Annotated in this window: 13 protein-coding genes; 8 read left to right on the top strand and 5 right to left on the bottom strand. The window is 38.4% G+C overall.

What is annotated here, in order from left to right; translation table 11 throughout:
* The first annotated feature begins 42 nt into the window (after positions 1–42).
* On the top strand, positions 43–1,209 hold the full coding sequence (locus ALLST_RS0108800; RefSeq protein ID WP_019893815.1) for a cation diffusion facilitator family transporter: 1,167 nt from the start codon (positions 43–45) through the stop codon (positions 1,207–1,209).
* Positions 1,210–1,392: 183 nt separating this feature from the next.
* On the opposite strand, the gene ALLST_RS0108795 is transcribed toward ALLST_RS0108800, so the two are convergent.
* On the bottom strand, positions 1,393–2,262 hold the full coding sequence (locus ALLST_RS0108795) for a DUF368 domain-containing protein (protein ID WP_019893814.1): 870 nt from the start codon (positions 2,260–2,262) through the stop codon (positions 1,393–1,395).
* 199 nt (positions 2,263–2,461) lie between these two features.
* Here ALLST_RS0108795 and ALLST_RS0108790 point away from each other — a divergent pair, with 199 nt between their 5' ends.
* The 5 genes from ALLST_RS0108790 (at position 2,462) to ALLST_RS0108770 (ending at position 10,584) form a co-directional block, all read left to right on the top strand.
* Positions 2,462–2,998, top strand: coding sequence for a type II toxin-antitoxin system RelB family anti-toxin (locus ALLST_RS0108790; protein ID WP_019893813.1), 537 nt, complete (start codon positions 2,462–2,464; stop codon positions 2,996–2,998).
* 13 nt (positions 2,999–3,011) lie between these two features.
* Positions 3,012–4,601 (top strand): ABC transporter ATP-binding protein, encoded by a 1,590-nt coding sequence (locus tag ALLST_RS0108785; protein WP_019893812.1) that lies wholly within the window; start codon positions 3,012–3,014, stop codon positions 4,599–4,601.
* On the top strand, positions 4,598–5,431 hold the full coding sequence (locus ALLST_RS0108780) for an ABC transporter permease (protein WP_019893811.1): 834 nt from the start codon (positions 4,598–4,600) through the stop codon (positions 5,429–5,431). The genes ALLST_RS0108785 and ALLST_RS0108780 overlap by 4 nt, the downstream gene beginning before the upstream one ends.
* On the top strand, positions 5,428–7,338 hold the full coding sequence (locus tag ALLST_RS0108775) for an extracellular solute-binding protein (RefSeq protein ID WP_019893810.1): 1,911 nt from the start codon (positions 5,428–5,430) through the stop codon (positions 7,336–7,338). Before ALLST_RS0108780 ends, ALLST_RS0108775 begins: the two co-directional genes overlap by 4 nt.
* A 195-nt stretch (positions 7,339–7,533) precedes the next feature.
* The gene (locus ALLST_RS0108770; protein WP_019893809.1) at positions 7,534–10,584 is read left to right on the top strand and encodes a heavy metal translocating P-type ATPase; all 3,051 of its coding nucleotides are present in this window, start codon (positions 7,534–7,536) and stop codon (positions 10,582–10,584) included.
* A gap of 30 nt (positions 10,585–10,614) precedes the next feature.
* Here the strand turns inward: ALLST_RS0108770 and ALLST_RS0108765 are convergent, their stop codons facing one another.
* Together ALLST_RS0108765 and nrdG are read right to left on the bottom strand one after the other, a co-directional pair.
* Positions 10,615–10,962: a hypothetical protein gene (locus ALLST_RS0108765; RefSeq protein ID WP_019893807.1), complete on the bottom strand. Its 348-nt coding sequence runs from the start codon at positions 10,960–10,962 to the stop codon at positions 10,615–10,617.
* Positions 10,963–10,967: 5 nt separating this feature from the next.
* Positions 10,968–11,504: an anaerobic ribonucleoside-triphosphate reductase activating protein gene (gene nrdG, locus ALLST_RS0108760; RefSeq protein WP_019893805.1), complete on the bottom strand. Its 537-nt coding sequence runs from the start codon at positions 11,502–11,504 to the stop codon at positions 10,968–10,970.
* Positions 11,505–11,787: 283 nt separating this feature from the next.
* On the opposite strand from nrdG, the gene ALLST_RS0108755 reads away from it, so the two are divergent.
* Positions 11,788–12,564, top strand: coding sequence for an AIM24 family protein (locus ALLST_RS0108755; RefSeq protein WP_019893803.1), 777 nt, complete (start codon positions 11,788–11,790; stop codon positions 12,562–12,564).
* Positions 12,565–12,707: 143 nt separating this feature from the next.
* Complete coding sequence (locus tag ALLST_RS0108750; RefSeq protein WP_026472864.1) at positions 12,708–13,076, top strand: BlaI/MecI/CopY family transcriptional regulator; 369 nt, start codon at positions 12,708–12,710, stop codon at positions 13,074–13,076.
* 108 nt (positions 13,077–13,184) lie between these two features.
* Here the strand turns inward: ALLST_RS0108750 and ALLST_RS0108745 are convergent, their stop codons facing one another.
* Both ALLST_RS0108745 and ALLST_RS10625 read right to left on the bottom strand, forming a co-directional pair.
* Entirely contained in the window at positions 13,185–14,927 is a 1,743-nt protein-coding gene (locus ALLST_RS0108745; RefSeq protein ID WP_019893801.1) for a hypothetical protein, read from the bottom strand.
* Between the two features lie 202 nt (positions 14,928–15,129).
* Entirely contained in the window at positions 15,130–15,558 is a 429-nt protein-coding gene (locus ALLST_RS10625) for a PaaI family thioesterase (protein WP_019893800.1), read from the bottom strand.
* Positions 15,559–15,861: the final 303 nt, after the last annotated feature.

The raw sequence follows: 15,861 nt of genomic DNA, 5'->3' as shown, positions 1-15,861 counted from the left end.
TTAACATAGACTTTTTTCATTTTAAAGGATGAAGGTGAAATCATGGTTTCGTTTTTAGTATCACGCATGATAAAGAAAGAACAGAAAGATGCCAATACCTTACGCTATGCGATCTGCAAACTTTTAGGCTATATCGGGATTGGATTGAATATCTTCTTATTTGTCGCAAAGTTTTTGATTGGTTATTTAGTTGGATCTGTCGCCATTAAAGGGGATGCGATCAATAACTTAACGGACTCAATGTCCAACATTGTTTCGATTTTCTCGTTTAACTTGTCCCAAAAACCAGCGGATAAAGAGCACCCCTATGGTCATGGCCGGACAGAAACGATTGCGGCCTTATTTATGGGAATGCTGATTGTGTCTTTAGGGATTGATATGTTGCAACAATCGATTGAAAAAGTACTCAATCCAGCGCCAGTTCATTTTGAATGGGCAGCGATCATCGTCTTAGGAATTTCAATTTTGACAAAGTTATATATGTATAGCTATAACCATCGTTATGGTAAAGCGTATCAATCGGATTTGTTAGAAGCCAATGCGATTGATTCCCGAAATGATGTTATGGGAACAACGCTTGTTTTAGCTTCAACTTTGATCTCTCCTTTGATCAATTATGATTTAGATGGCATTGTGGGGATCGTTGTTTCTGGGATTATCTTTTATTCCGCTTATGGATTAATCAAAGAAGTTGTTAGCACACTACTTGGTCAAGCACCATCGGAAGAAGTGGTTGAACGGATTGAAGAAATCATTCAACAAAGCCCTATGGTTTTATCGGTTCATGATATTGCGGTTCATACTTATGGTCCTCAATGCACATATGCCAGTGCGCATGTGGAAGTGGATGGAACATTAGATTTAATGGAAGTGCACACAGAAGTCGATCGCTTAGAACGAATTATCGCCAAAGAGATGAATATCGAACTCGTTACGCATGTCGATCCGGTTTTGTTGCATGATACATTAACGAAAAATCTCGATTTACGGATTCGAAATATAGTCCGTAATATTGATCCCCAATGGACTGTGCAAGATTTTAGAATCAAGAAAGATGAAAATCCGCAACATATTCATATATTCTTCGATTTAGTTGTTCCTTTTGAAGAAAAGAGATCCGCAAGTGAAATCGAACCACTCATCGCGGATGAGTTGAAAAACAAACAATACTATCGCTTGGAAATGCGTGTCGTCCATCCTTATCGCTAATCTAATTATGACTTTAAAGTGTAATTCTCCGAATGAATCAGAAAATAAAACTGATTGGTTCGGAGTTTTTTTTCTATGTTGAAAATGGAGAAGAGAATTTGACGAAAAAAAACGGGCTTCAAAACATGAAGTCCGGTAAAGATTTAGATATCCAAATTGAATCGCTTTGTAGGCTAAAAAGAACTAAGGTTCAAGTCGTTCGATTAATTTTGGAACGAAGAAGCAAGCGATAAAGGCAACAATTCCAACAGCGATCTGCCATAAAGAAGAAACGCTCCAGTTCGTTTGGATCATGATCGCAATTGGGCTTGCGATAATTAAACCTAAAATTGCCCAATACGTATGTAATTGATAGTTTTTTAATACCCATTCAATGAGTTTAGCAATCGCATAGATACCAACAATTACGCCCAGTCCAAAAGGAATTCCCAAAATAATGCAATTGAGAAGTGCTGGGAAATCAAAGTGGATTAAAGAATCAACAGCAGTTGAAACAAGGGAAATAACAGGTTGATAGTAGCCCATTAACATCAACATCATGGATCCCGATACGCCAGGAATAACCATTGTTGCAGCGGCGATCACACCAACGAGAAATAACATGGCTAAACCACCAAAAGAAACCGTTAGTTTTGCATCAGGTCCACTGGCATTCGAGAACAATGCGCCTAAGACAACGATCGCAAAGAAAGCAAAAAAGGCAATGCCATAAGTGAAGTTGAATCCTTTGTGTTTAACGTTTTGCACAATAGGTGGAACGGATCCAAGGATCAGCCCACAAAATGCCAAGTTAGTCGCAATTGGGGCATGCACTAAAAGGAAATCAAACAGTTTAGCGAGCAGGACAATCGCAACAGCAACGCCAATAAAGATTGGCAATAAAAAGCGAATAGATTTTTTAAATTCTTTCAGTAAATGCGTGATGGAATGGATGAGTTGGTCATAAATACCCATGGCCACCATCATAGTTCCACCCGATACGCCAGGGATAATATTGGCAAGTCCAATAATCATTCCCCGAACAAGATTTAATTGAAAATGTGTTTTGTTCATAATCATATCTCCATTGAAGAACTAGGGTATTCTAACTGATTTTATAGGATAAGGCATAAAAGAAGTGAAAAAATAATATTTTTGTCCGAATTTAACATGAACAATCACTTTGAATTGATTTGAAAACCGTTTTCTTTATAATTGATTTGCGTTTATATAAAGATACTTTCTTGTTTACTAATACTAAACGGAGGACGGCATGGATATCGGAGCAAAAATACGAAAATTGCGAAAAACAAGTGGACTCACTTTAGAAGAATTGGCGAGTCGTAGTGAGCTGACTAAAGGCTTCCTTTCTCAGCTAGAACGCAACTTAACATCACCTTCAATTTCGACTTTAGAAGACGTCTTAGAAGCACTCGGAACGAATTTGGCCGAGTTTTTCCAAGAAGAACGTGATGAACAAATTGTGTTCAGTCAAGAAGATTTTTTTGTCGATGAACAAGAGGAATACACCATTAAATGGATTGTTCCAAATGCGCAAAAAAATATGATGGAGCCGATCTTATTGGATTTAAAACCAAAAGGACATTCGTATGAAATCTCCAATCATGATGGTCAAGAATTTGGTTATGTTTTAAAAGGTGTCATTCGGATTGAATTTGAAAACAAGACAAGTGTGGTCGTGCATGCGCACGAAACGTTTTATATAGAAGGCTCTTTAAGTCATCGCATTGTCAACGTCAATAAAGGCGAAGCACAACTGCTTTGGGTTTCGACACCACCGGTGTTCTAGAAAGGATAACAGGATGGAAAATGAAAAAAAGAAACTAATTCAGTTTCGCAACATCCAAAAAAGTTTTGATGATCAGATTATTTTAAAAGGAATTAATCTGGACATTTACGAAAATGAGTTCGTAACCCTTTTGGGACCTTCGGGCTGCGGAAAAACAACGCTACTACGTATTCTTGGTGGGTTTTTAGATCAAGATGAAGGTGAAATTTTGATCGATAATCAAGATATTACTAAGCTTCCCGCTTATAAAAGGGAATTGAATACGGTATTCCAAAAGTACGCCTTATTCCCAAACATGAATGTTTATGAAAATATCGCCTTTGGCTTGCGAATTAAAAAAGTCTCAAACGATATTATTGAACAAAAAGTCATGCGTATGTTAAAGCTGATCGGTTTAGAAGGTTATGAAAAACGTGAAATCACGCAGCTTTCTGGTGGTCAACAACAGCGTGTTGCGATTGCGCGTGCATTAGTCAATGAACCAAACGTTTTATTATTGGATGAACCACTGGGCGCATTAGATTTAAAGCTGCGTAAAGAAATGCAATATGAATTAAAACGAATTCAACAAGAAGTCGGCATCACATTTATCTTTGTCACTCATGACCAAGAAGAAGCTTTGACGATGTCGGATAAAATTGTCGTGATGAAAGAAGGCGAAATCCAACAAGTGGGATCGCCAGTAGAAATTTATAACGAACCTGCTAACGCTTATGTTGCAAACTTTATCGGTGAATCCAACATTATTCCAGGCCGAATGATTCACGATGAATTAGTTCGTTTTGACGAAACTGATTTTGAATGTGTCGATAAAGGTTTCCGTCCAAATGAGCCAGTCGATGTTGTGATTCGTCCAGAAGATATTTATATCGTTCCTAATGGCCAAGGTAAATTAAGTGGAACAGTGGAAAGCGTTTTATTTAAAGGCATGCTCAATGAAGTGATTGTCGAAACGGTTCCAGGTACACACGTCACTGTAAATATGCATATTACAAGTGAAAGTGCTAACCAAAATGATGATGGCCATATCCATATTTCCGGAAATAGCTTCTATCTCGATAAAGAAGATATGGAAGGCATTGAAGAAAAAGATTTAATCGCTCGTGCGGATGCGCAAGCATGGAACGATGAAACAGATGAATTAATCTCCATTGAAAAAGTGGAAACAGATTTAAAACCTGAACTTGGGGTATATTCAATCACATTTACAACAGTTGGTGGATTATCGATCACCAAAACGATCCAAGTTATCGACCAACAGGTTGTACGCAATCCAAAGAAAAACGAAGGGGTATCTGCCTTTGACTTCTTTAAATCTAAAGAAGAAATTGAAGAATCTATCGCTTTAGATACCGACTTAAAAACGTGGTCTAACGCACAAGGTTGGAAGTTAGACAACGAAGATGAAGATATTAACTTAACGGTCACTTATGATTTTGACCCAGAAAATATCGTGCCGGGTATTTATCCGATCACATTCTGGACAACAGGACGTGAATTTAAAGTTCATACAACGAAAAATGTTCATGAAGGATCTGAAGTAGGACTTGATTTTGCCCCTGAAGACATCCACGTTATGGAAAAAGAGGACTTTATCTCATGAAGACGTGGCGTCGTTTAACCATTCCTTATTTGGTTTGGGGCACTGTCATGTTACTTCTTCCTATGTTGTTGATTGTGTTTTATTCACTGATTCAACCGGGAAATGAAGTCACAACCTTTAGAGTTACATTCGCCAACTTTATTCGCTTTTTTACGGATAAAGACTTCTTATTGATTTTAGTGCGCTCGCTGACGATTGCTTTAAAAACAACATTGATTTGTTTAGTGATCGGCTATCCAATTGCGTATTGGATTAGCCGTTGCAGTGCGCGTATGCAAAACGTATTGATCATGATGATCACTTTACCAATGTGGATTAATATGCTCGTGCGTACTTATGCTTGGATTGGTATTTTATCTGAAGGTGGTCCTTTGTCGGTCGTTTTAGGATGGTTTGGCATCCACACAGAAATTTTATATACGGAAACTGCAGTATTAATCGGTATGGTGTACAACTTTTTACCGTATATGATTTTACAGATCCATACGTCATTGACGAAAATGGATCCTTCTTTAGTCGAAGCTGCAAACGATTTAGGGGCATCACCATTCCAGACATTCTGGCGAGTGATTTTTCCACTCTCTTTACCAGGGGTTATTTCTGGGGTGACATTGGTGTTCTTACCTGCGATTTCGGCCTTCTTCATTCCAAAACTGCTCGGTGGAGGAAGCTGGTTCTTAATTGGTAACGTCATTGAAAACCAGTTCATCACAGTTGGGGAATGGAACTTCGGTTCCGCAATTTCTGTCATTATGGCGATGGTGATGATGTTATTAATGACTTTAGTCCGTAAAGCAGATCGCAAAGGAACTAAAGGAGGGAAAGCATGAAGAAACAAAGACGCACAACCGGCGCGCTGATCACAACGTTGGCCATGATCTTTTTCTATTTGCCAATTGTGTTCATGGTCGTGTTCTCCTTTAACAGTTCTAAATCTTTGACGCATTTTACTGGTTTTTCAATAAAATGGTATCAGCAGATGCTGCAATCACATGACATGATGAATTCTTTATACATCACGATTGTGATTGCCATGCTCGCAACTTTAATTTCAACAGTTGTTGGAACACTGACAGCCATAGGTCTTTCGTACTCTAAAAAGTTAACGAAAGCTTATGTGCAACAAATTAACGATTTACCCATGATGAACCCAGATATCGTAACCGCAATCGGTTTGATGTTGTTATTCATCACCTTCCATATTGAACGTGGTTTTATCACATTATTATTGGCTCACGTAGCATTCTGTATTCCTTATGTCATGTTGTCGGTTATGCCAAAGTTAAGACAACTAGATCCAAACTTAGCCGATGCTGCAATGGACTTAGGGGCTACCCCTTTCCAAACGTTGACGAAAGTTATCATTCCGGAAATTATTCCGGGGATCCTTTCGGGGGCAATCATTGCGTTTACGATGAGTTTTGATGACTTTATCATTTCGTATTTTGCGACAGGAAATGGAATTAAAAACTTATCGATTATGGTTTATACGATGTCCAAACGTGTAAATCCATCGATTAACGCAATTTCAACTCTATTAGTTTTATTGATTACAGTTGTTTTAATCTTAGTTAACGTTGTGCCGATCATTCGTAAAAAGATCCAAGAAAAACGAGAACAAGATCCAAACTACGAACCATCTCCACACAAGCATACAGGTAGAAACTTGTTGATTGGTGCGCTTGTCGTAACAGTCGGCTTAGTTACTTTATTTTTACGTCCAACAAGTGGCGGACAAATGTATGCTGGACAAACGCTCCATATTTATATGCCAGGTGAATATATTTCTGAAGAAATGATTACTACATTTGAAGAATATACAGGAGCAACTTTAGTGATTGATAACTTTGATTCAAATGAACAAATGTATATCAAAGTGGCCAACCATGAATCTTTTGATGTTTTGATTCCATCTGACTATATGATTCAACGCTTGATTGGCGAAGATTTATTGATGCCTTTAGATCAAAGCAAAGTGGATGAAACGATTGCACAATTGGATGAACAAGTGTGCAACTTAGCTTATGATCCACAAAATCTCTACTCGATTCCTTATTTCTGGGGAACAGTAGGAATTTCTTATGATAAAGAAAAAGTTTCTCGTGAAGAATTAGAAGCCGAAGGATGGGCAATTTTCCAAGACCCTAAATTCGTGGGCGATATCTATTTATATGATTCAGAACGTGACCAATTTATGACAGCTTTAAAATCATTAGGTTATTCGATGAATACTAGTGATGAACAACAATTAGCCGAAGCATATACTTGGTTAGAAACAATCGTAAAAACGATGAAGCCAGAAATTGTAACGGATGAAATCATCGATAACATGGCTAATGCGCGAAAAGCACTCGGCTTGATTTATTCTGGAGATGCGACTTATGTCAGCCAAGAAAACGAACAAATGGGCTTTTTCTTACCAGAAGAAGGAACCAACATTTGGGTCGATGGAATGTGTATTCCAAAATCGGCAACGAATGTCGAATTAGCGTATGAGTTTATTAACTATGCAGCGAGTTATGAAGCTCAAATGATGAACAGTTCTTATGTCGGCTATACAGCAACAAACCTTGAAGCTAAACAAGAACTTGCCCAAGGCGAATTTGAAGGTTATGAGTCCTATTCCTTTCGAAAAGGTCATGATTTAGATGAAGTGTTTGAATACAATCCAGATAGCCGTAAGACGATTGCGGATTATTGGAGCCGAATCAAAGTTGTAGCCTCCAATTCTAACTAATATTTGATTTTTCTTAGAGCGTTGATCTCTTGTGATGAGATTGACGCTTTTTTTAATAGAAAATAAGGAGATCAAAAAAAATCAAGCCAAAAAATTGCGAAAGCCGCGGGAAAAGTAGATAGTTAGTCATGAATAACATTTAAAAATAAGAAACCGCAATGCGGCTTTATGACAATACAATTGAAAGGAGCGAGTATGGAAAAAGAAACGTTTGACGTTTTAGGAATGACTTGTGCTGCTTGCCAAGCAGCGGTCAATCGCGCTGTTGTGAAAATTGAGGGAGTGAATAGTGTCGATGTCTCTTTATTATCCAATACGATGAAAGTGGAATTTGATCCCAATCAAACGGATGTCGATACGATTATTGAGGCGGTAAAAAAGGCAGGTTATCAAGCTCAAGAACAACCGACTCATCAAAATACAAACAAGACAAATGATGCGAAAAGTGAATTCGATCGGCGTTCAGCCATCATCCAAGAAGATATGAAACACCGATTTCGGGTTTTGGTATCATCTCTTATTTTATTAGCGATTTTAATGTGCTTTTCGATGTTACCGATGTGGGGAATCTTTACTTTCTTGATGGATATGAAATGGATGATGATCGATGGCATTTTTCAGTTGTTGATTTCAACGATTATTTTGGTCATCCAAAAAGATTTCTTTATTCATGGCTTTAAAACGCTATATCATCGCAATCCGAATATGGATTCTTTAGTCGCAATTGGCTCTTCGGTATCGTATTTATATGGCTTTGCCGGATTGATGCAGATGGCTTATGGCTATGGCACGATGAATCATGAACTCATTCATTCTTCGATGGATATGTTGTATTTCGAAAGTGCCGCGATGATTGTGACTTTAGTATCGTTAGGAAAATATTTAGAAGCGCGTTCGAAATCGAAAACGGGTGATGCTTTGGCCAAGCTTGTTCAGCTGGCCCCCAAAACGGCATGGGTTAAGCGCAATGATACATTTGTAGAAATTCCGGTAGAACAAGTACAAGCCAAAGATTTGATCAAAATCGTTCCGGGCGCAACGATTCCTGTAGATGGAATTGTTGTTTCAGGAACAGGGACAGTCGATCAAGCAGCACTCACGGGAGAATCGATTCCAGTCGATAAAAAAACCGGCGATGAAGTTCTGTCGGCAACGACGAACGTCAATGGCTCGTTTATTTTTCAAGCAACAAAAGTAGGTAGCGATACAACTTTGGCGCAAATTATTTCTCTTGTCGATGAGGCGGGGAACTCTAAAGCGCCAATTGCCCGTTTAGCGGATCGTGTATCAGGAATTTTCGTACCGACGGTGCTGGTGCTTTCTTTGTTGACCTTTGTGGGCTGGATGATTTTTAAACAAGACTTCACATTTGCGCTCAACTGCGCCGTGTCGGTGTTAGTCATTTCTTGTCCATGCGCATTAGGATTGGCTACCCCACTAGCGATTATGGTCTCGACAGGTAAAGCAGCGCAAAATGGAATTTTAGTCAAATCAGCAAGTGCGTTGGAGACTCTCGCCCATATTCAAACCGTTGTTCTCGATAAAACGGGCACAATTACCAAAGGAAAACCGGCGGTACGATCGGTTGTATTATTTTCAGAGGCAATCGATGAAATGGAATTGTTCAAGATTGCAGCAAGCGCGGAAGCGGGCTCCGAACATCCCCTTGCCCAAGCTATTCTCGAACAAGCTCAAGCATTGAATCTTGATTTAATCGAAGCGACTGAGTTTGAAATTGTAGGAGGCCGGGGCTTAAAAGCAACGATTGCCCAAACAAAAGTTGTGGCAGGAAACTTAGCCTTTATGCAAGAACAAGGCATTGTTATTCATGAAAAAGCCGATCAGCAAGCTTTACAAGCTGCACAAGAAGGGACCACTCCTTTATATTTTGCCTTTGATGGTCAATTAGTGGGTTTGATTAATGTGGCAGATGAAATTCGCCAAACGAGCCAACAAGCGATTCATGAATTGCGCAAACAAGGCGTTGAAGTCATCATGTTGACTGGAGATAATGCCCAAACTGCTAAAGCGATTGCTCAAGACCTAGAACTCAGTGATGTGATCGCTGATGTTTTACCGACAGATAAAGAAGCAGTTATCCGCGATCTGCAAAAGCAAGGACGCAAAGTGGCAATGGTGGGAGATGGCATTAACGATGCTCCTGCATTGATGCGCGCTGATGTGGGCATTGCGATTGGGGCCGGAACGGATATTGCAATCGATGCTGCCGACATTGTTTTGATGAAAGATAACGTATTCGATGTCGTCAATGCGATTGCACTATCGAAAGGGACAATTCGCAATATTCGGGAAAACTTATTCTGGGCATTTTTCTATAACACACTGGGTATTCCAGTTGCAGCGGGATTATTCGTGCCTTATCTCGTTTTGAATCCAATGATTGGTGCTGCAGCAATGTCGCTTTCATCCATAACTGTTTGCTTAAATGCACTTCGTTTACGCCGATTTAAAGCGATTTTGCCAGACGTGAAAATCGCCCAAGCGCAAAGTGAAATCAGCGATATGAAAGTCATTCATGAACCAATCCAACAATTGGAAAATACATTGCAAGAAGTTGATCGTCTTCAACCAGAGCGAAACGAGCCTATCGTTCAAGTGGCATTGTTTAAAGTGACAGACATGATGTGTATGCATTGTGTAGGACGCGTGAGCAAGGCGCTAGAAGCTTTGGATGGCGTTTGTCAGGTGCAAGTCAACCTTGAGCAAGAAAGTGCATTTGTGGCCAGCAAAAAGCCGCTAGTAGTCGAAACGATTGCCAATCTGTTGGAAAAACTGGGTTATCCAACGATTCAAAATGAATACTGGAAAACGATTGATTTGAATCTAAATCCTCACTTACTCGATCAAGCAGTGCTCAAAGATATTCTCGGGCAACAATTGGATCAGGAAAGTGCCTGGCGGGTAATTGATTTTGAAAAAGGAGTTTTATCCTTTAGTATTCAAGATGAAAATGATCCAAAACAAATTGCAAGCCAAATTCAAACAGGGCTAGACAATTTGAACAATCAGAAAGAAGGACAAAAGATGATTTTAAAAATTGAAGGAATGAGCTGCCCTCATTGTTCAGCTCGTGTAGAAAAAGCATTAAAAGCCGTAGCGGGTGTACAAAATGTAGTCGTGAATCTAGAACAAGCCAATGCGGTTGTGGAAGGCGAAAACATTGATGTGAAAACACTTGTTCATGCCGTTACGGAAGCAGGTTATTCTGTTAGTGCGATCGATTAATTAAAAAAAGCGCGAATATTCGCGCTTTTTTTAATCGTTAATTGAGTTTGATGTACGATGATCAATTTGATTCTGAAACGTTCGAATCTGTTTGCGAACAGTTTCATCTTGATCGCTTAAGAGATCTAAAATCTCATGAGCATGATTGAGATCATGAATAGCGTTTTGATCACGATTTAAAGCAATATAGACTTCAGCTCGTTGAATATAGAGAAGAGCTTGAATGCGATGCACACAACGCTGATTTTCTAAAATTCGACAAGGCTTGCGTAATGCCAATAAAGCTTCTTTATAGTATTGTCCATCAAATAGTTCTCTGGCATCTTTCATTCCCCGAACAATTTGATGATATTCTCGATTATTGAGCTGATCCGGCATTTGATTTACTGTTTAAAGAAAGATGGATCGAATAAAACAATGTCTTGGGCAGCTAATGATTGAGGCACATCAATCAAGCGTTGGTTAGATGAGCCACGGAATTGTAAAGATAAATCTTTTAATTCTTCAACGAATGGGCCATCGATTAAAACATCGATATAGGACAACATTTCGTCAGTCCAAGGCGTATGGCATTTGCCACCTTCTAATAAATCTTGGTCAAGAATATAACCAGTATAAACCCAAATATCTTTATCGGGGAATTGTTTTCGGACAAGGCTTAATAAAGAACAAACTGTTTCTTGGTTGGCAATCTCGAATGGATCTCCACCTAAAACGGTTAATCCTTGGATGTATGAAGGACAAAGCGCCGTTAATATTTCTTGTTCCGCTTCTTTTGTGAAAGGTTTTCCGTAATCGAAATTCCATGTTTCAGGTTGGAAGCAGCCTTTACAATGATTTAAACAGCCAGAAACAAATAAAGAAACACGTACACCATTTCCGTTTGCGATATCAAAGTGTTTGATTTCACCATAATTCATAATTGGATTCCTTCCTTTCGTCGCTAATGTCACAATCATAGGTTTTATTTTATGCGAAATCAAATTCATTGGTAGCCATTTGCAACAAATGGTCAAAATCTAGCGGATGATTTTGCGAATGCGTTGAGGAAAGAAAAAATAAAATTTATCTGTGCTTTTTTTTCGCTAGTCATCAATTTTATGATTAAAATATTAAAATAAACAGAAAGATAACGAATGGATTTAGAAAGTTTGAATCCATGCACTCGCAAAATGAAATTGAAAAAGAAAGGAGAACGGATAGATGTATAAAATTTACAACTTAAAAAGTAATGAGAATGTAGAAGTCAGCGCACAAGCCGGACTGTTTACCGTACTAGAAGTGCAAGATACACCGAAAACCAAACTCTCCAAAACGAATGCATCTGTGATGGACGTTTGGGCCGAAAATATGCTTCGTCATGAAAAACGGCAACTTATTGCTCAACTTGTGGATAGTGAAATTGCCTTGGGTGAAAATTCACTTTCGTGGATGGTTGGCGAATGTTCAAGCATTCCCGAAGAAAGTAGTCGTTTTAATTTAAAGCCTATTCTCAATAAAGCAGAAAATAGCCGTTCAGGACTCATCCGCATTAAAGGCAATGGAACGATTGCCCTCAAACCTATTGCAGACCATTTAATGCTTGTCAACATGCGAGATTGGCAAGAAGGATTGATCTGCGATCGAGATCGATTTGAAGCGAGTGAAGGTCAAATTAAAGTTTCATGCGAATTGACAACGTCAATTCCATCTACGCACAATCCCAATCAAGAGCTTCAATATATCTCATTTGTTGGACCGGGAATTGTAGCAATTCGCATTCCTTGTTTGAGCTCACAACTCGTATTAGTTGAAATTGAACAAGATGAGCTTCGCGTTGAAGGGGATCATGCAATGGCCTGGTCAAAAACACTTGAGTTTTCAGTAAGTGAAGAACAATCGGATGTTGCACAAGCAATTAAGCGGGTACAAATTTTTAAAGGGACCGGTAAAATTTTACTCTCATTAGTAAACTTGATAGAAAAAAATACAATTCCATAAGATTTGAGTGACTAAGCAGTTTAAAAAACGATGATTTTTAAAATATAAATGCAATTAGATTGTTTCTGAATACATTTCAAATTAGAATAAGAATGAAGAAGGATTTGTTTAAAACAAATAATAATGACATAGGGGGAAAACAAATGATACCTAATGGCTTGACTAGACGTGAAAGTCAAATAATGACCATTCTGTGGAATAGTGAACGACCACTTTCCGCTGCTGAAGTTGTTGCAATTGCACCAGAACTCAGCAAAAATACAATTCAAATCGTATTAAAAAAACTCTTAACTCTTGGTTATGTAGAAGTTGCTGGATTTACTTACAGCAAAAATGCATTAACGAGAACATTTAAACCAATCATTGAACAGAGTGAATATTTAATTGGCACATTGAGCGAAAAAACAGCACTTGATGTAACAAAAGCATATATTTCTAAATCTGAATCTTTAGAAGAATTAGAAGAAATCGCACAACACGTTCAAGCACGTTTAAACGAACTCAAAAAATAGATAAAAATAAAAGATCAAAAAAGGCAAGCAGGCGGGCTTGCCTTTTAATTTGCACTTTTGGACGTAAAAAAAACGGCCAACTTTTAAAGAGTGACCGTTTAAAACGCATTATTTTTTAGTGATTCTTTTACGAGCGAAGAAGACTGCACCTAGAACAACAAGAGCACCAACGAGTAAGCCAACCATTGACCACATATTTGTTTCCGTTGATGTATGTGGAGTTCCTGCTTTAACCGAGAAACGAGCACTTAAAGATTTCTTCATGTTTCCGGTATTCACATCCATCTGGATTTTTTCGGATTGGGCTTTGCTGCCATCAATTGGGAAGACAAGTTGAACAAGGGAGTCTTTTTTGACTTTGTTAAGTTGCTCTTCCGTAAGTGTAACTGTTGCACTTTTTAATTTGCTTCCGGACATGGAAGTTTTTACGTCAGGATTAATCGCAACGCCATCGATTGTGAAAGAAGTTGGTTTTTGTAAAGCTGATCCTTCAACTTGATCAAAGCCTAAAACGAATTCACTTGGGCGATCAGATAATGTAATTTTGACAGTCCAAGTTTGTGCTTCGTGAGAATAATCGTGAGAAGCTTTGAATGTTACGTCATTTGGATTTCCTGGAGTATAAGGCATTTCAGCCGTTTCAATGGTGAATGTTTCTTTGCTGTGAACATCTTGATTGAGTGCTGTTGTTGTGATATCTACTTTTCCCGCATCGCGTTTAACGCTAAATACAGCGCGAATTGTATCGGTATTGGAGAAGTTTTCTAATGCCGAATCACGAACGAAGAGCTGATAGCCTTCAGGGGATTTTAAGTACATGACACCTTGATCAAATAAACCTTGTTTACTTGCAAGTTCGTTGAATTGATTGATGTCTAAATCTTCAAGAGAGATGTTCGTTAAATCGATTTGGGAAAGATTAGCTTTTGTTAAATCGATTTGTGTTTGACCGAGTGTTAAAGAAGTCAATTCTTCAAAAGCACTTGGTTTTGTTTCAACAGTGATTAAAGAGATGTTTTCATCTTTCGCTATTTCTGGATTCAAAGCGAGAGGTGCATCCATTTGATCATCTTCATGGATAAAATCAAATTCAGTTGTTGTTTGTTCAGAAGTTGTAGAATCTTCAACTTTTTCTGTTTCTTGGATGATTTTTACAGATTCTTTTGTTTCATCAGCAGGAGTTTGGGTTGCGATATTTCCTTTGATGTATTCCATTGGTGGAAGAATATCGAGTGTCCAAACACTGTTGGCTTGATCCCAGTTTGTGGAGAAGCTGAATTGATGATCTTGATCAGGAGTTAGCGTTTCATTGATCAATTGTTGACCTTCTTCTCCTTGGAGATGGATTCCAGCTTTGAGAGTTAATGTCGTTTTGGTAAAATCAATATCTTTTGTATTGAAGGTTACAGTAACTTTTGAACCAGCAGGAATTTTGTCATGTGGAATCGTTAAGTTGACAGATTTAGTTGTAGCAGAAGATTCATTGTTTGTATCTTCGGCGCTTGCTTGCACGTCAACTGTTGTATCTGTTTCTACTGCGACTTTATCAGATGCCGTAATTGTGAATGGAGTTGCAGGAGATGCTTCACAAACTAATGTATAGACAAGATCTTTTTTCAGATTGTTCTTCACTGTAAATGTGCTAGTTATCACACCAGTGTTTTTGTCGAGAACGAAGTGTTTGTCGGCTTCGTTTTTAACAAATTGAACATCGTTGATTGTTGCTTCCTGATGATTAGAGGAGTTACTTGTCTGAGCGTGATCTTCAGCAAAGATAGGGGTAGCAAATACAGGAGTTGCGACCATGCACATCGACAAGGCAAGAGATAATAGGCGTTTTGATTTTTTCATAATCTTTGGTACCTTTCTGAATTCTTGACCAAGCAAGAAAGTGAGTTTTTTATGCGTTTTGCATGTGATCAAAAAAGTCGTTATCATCCTTATTTTAGTGAGTTGAATTGAGCATTGTCAATTTAAGCACAAAAAGCCAAGGCGTCCTATACGGAATAGAGCGGATTGAAAAAGAGAAAGCGATTCACGGATCAAAAATGACTTATTTTTTGTTGTTGGCGCTTGGTTTTTTATCGCGATATAAGAACATCGTAAATGTACCAGCTGCGATCGTTTCATCGTTTTCGTCGTATACGCGAACTTCATAAACACCAGTCGTTCGACCGGAGTGAAGTGTTCTCGCTTCGGCATACAGCATGCCCGCACGACCTGGGTGAATGAAGTTTAATGAACCATTCAGCGTTACTGCATCAGGAGCATTGGTCATGGCGCAAATTCCACAAGCTGTATCGGCTAAAGAATAAATTGCACCACCATGGATGTAGCCATAGAAGTTTAATAAGCGTTGATCGGCATTTAGTTTGGCGATGACGTGGTTTTCTTCGATTAACTGCATGCGCATTTCAGAGTCTTTTAAAAATTCGTTATAAATATTGACACGATCGTAAAGTTCTTGAAAAGGTTGGGACATATGAGTTTCTCCTTATTTTTTGAGTATGGACAAGAAAAGATAAAAAGGATCAGTAATGTATCGAATCTCAGTCTTGCGAGGATGTATTTTAACTTTTTAGAGCGAATTGTGGGGAAAACTCTTTAAAATTCGTTACAATCAGTAAGCATAATTTCAATTTTTTCAAGATTCTTAATCTATTATTCTTTTTTCGATAGAATATTATATCTAGATCGATAGCGAATGAAAAACGATAAACGATCTATTCACATAAAGATTGTATCTAACTCTTGAACAAGAAATACGAAAAAGGCGTAAAGAGTT

This window comes from Allobaculum stercoricanis DSM 13633, assembly GCF_000384195.1.
Lineage (GTDB): Bacteria > Bacillota_I > Bacilli_A > Erysipelotrichales > Erysipelotrichaceae > Allobaculum > Allobaculum stercoricanis.
The sequence above is the reverse complement of the archived record's forward strand: the minus strand, read 5'-3'. Positions and strand labels throughout refer to the sequence as shown.